2 protein-coding genes are annotated in these 1,456 nt (G+C 70.3%); both read left to right on the forward strand.

From position 1 onward, the window contains the following. A partial coding sequence (locus LPZ50_RS24775; protein WP_230665484.1) for a 4-alpha-glucanotransferase occupies positions 1-314 on the forward strand: 314 nt, incomplete at its 5' end. Continuing rightward, positions 311-1,456: alpha-amylase family glycosyl hydrolase (locus LPZ50_RS24780; RefSeq protein WP_268903636.1), on the forward strand; the 1,146-nt coding region annotated here is incomplete at its 3' end. The genes LPZ50_RS24775 and LPZ50_RS24780, both read left to right, overlap by 4 nt.

Raw genomic sequence — 1,456 nt, forward strand, 5'->3', positions numbered from 1 at the left:
GCCATGCGCGGCTGGCCCAGCGCACGGCACTGTGGTCCAGCTTACGCGCGGCCGGACTGGCCCGCGCCGGCCCGGTCCCGGACGAAGCGCCCATCGGCCACCTGTTGGGCTTTGTCGCCGCCACCCCCGCGCCGCTGATGCTGGCTCCCCTGGAAGACCTGGCCGCCGTGGCGGAACAGCCCAATCTGCCGGGCACCGTGGATGAGCATCCCAACTGGCGCCAGCGCATGCAGCAGGACACCGCCAGCCTGATGCAGGACGTTTCGCTGCGGGCCCGCATCGAGGCCATCAAGTCCGCACGGAGGCAGGCATGACGCCGCGCGCCACCGCGCGGCTGCAATTGCATGCCGGCTTTACCCTGGACGATGCGGCCGCGCAGTTGTCCTACTACGCCGGGCTGGGTATCAGTCACCTGTACCTGTCGCCCGTCACGACGGCCTGCCCCGGCTCCACGCACGGCTACGACGTTGTCGACCACGCGGCCATCAACCCCGAACTGGGCGGCATGGATGCCTTCCAGCACTTGGCCGCCGCGGCGCGCCAGCACCGCATGGGCCTGATCGCCGATATCGTGCCCAATCATATGGCGGCGCATGCCGCCAACCCCTGGTGGCACGACGTGCTGGCACAGGGCCCCGGCAGTCCGTACGCCAACTGGTTCGACATAGACTGGCAACCTGCCGACAGCGCCCTGCACGGCAAAGTGCTGTTGCCCCAACTGGGCCGGCCGTATGGGGCCAGCTTGCGGGCCGGGGATATCCAATTGGCCTGCGATACGGCTTGCGGTGAGTTCTACATCGACGCGGCCGGCGCCCGGCTGCCCCTGGCGCCCGGCACCCAGCCGGCCCGATCCGCGCCAGGCCAGCCCCGCGATTCCCATGATCCCGCCACCGAGGCGGGCCGCGCCCGCCTGCACCAGCTGCTGCAGGCCCAGCATTACCGCCTGGCCTGGTGGCGCACGGCCGCCGACCAGATCAACTGGCGCCGCTTCTTCGAGATTTCCACGCTGGCCGGCGTGCGCGTGGAAGACCCTCAGGTATTCCAGGCCGTGCATGCACTGATACTGCGGCTATATGCCGACGGCCTGATCGACGGGGTGCGCGTGGACCACGTGGACGGGCTGGCCGACCCGATTGCCTATTGCCGGCAATTGCGCGCCGCGCTGCGGGAATGCGGCGAAGCGCGCGCGGCGGAAGGCCTGCCGCGTGAACCCTATCTGGTAGTGGAGAAAATCCTGGGCCCGGGCGAAACGCTGGACGAACGCTGGGACGTCGACGGCACCACCGGCTACGACTTCATGGACCAGGCGGGGGCCGTGATGCACGACCCTGCCGCGGCCGCGGTACTGCTGCAGGCATGGCAGGTGCTGGCCGGCGATGCCCGGCCCGTGCGCGAGCAGTTGGAAAGCGCCCGCCTGCGCATGCTGACGCGGCATTTCGCCGCGGAGCGCCGCGCG

The sequence above is a fragment of the Bordetella petrii genome (genome assembly GCF_020991325.1).
Classification (GTDB): domain Bacteria; phylum Pseudomonadota; class Gammaproteobacteria; order Burkholderiales; family Burkholderiaceae_B; genus Bordetella_A; species Bordetella_A petrii_E.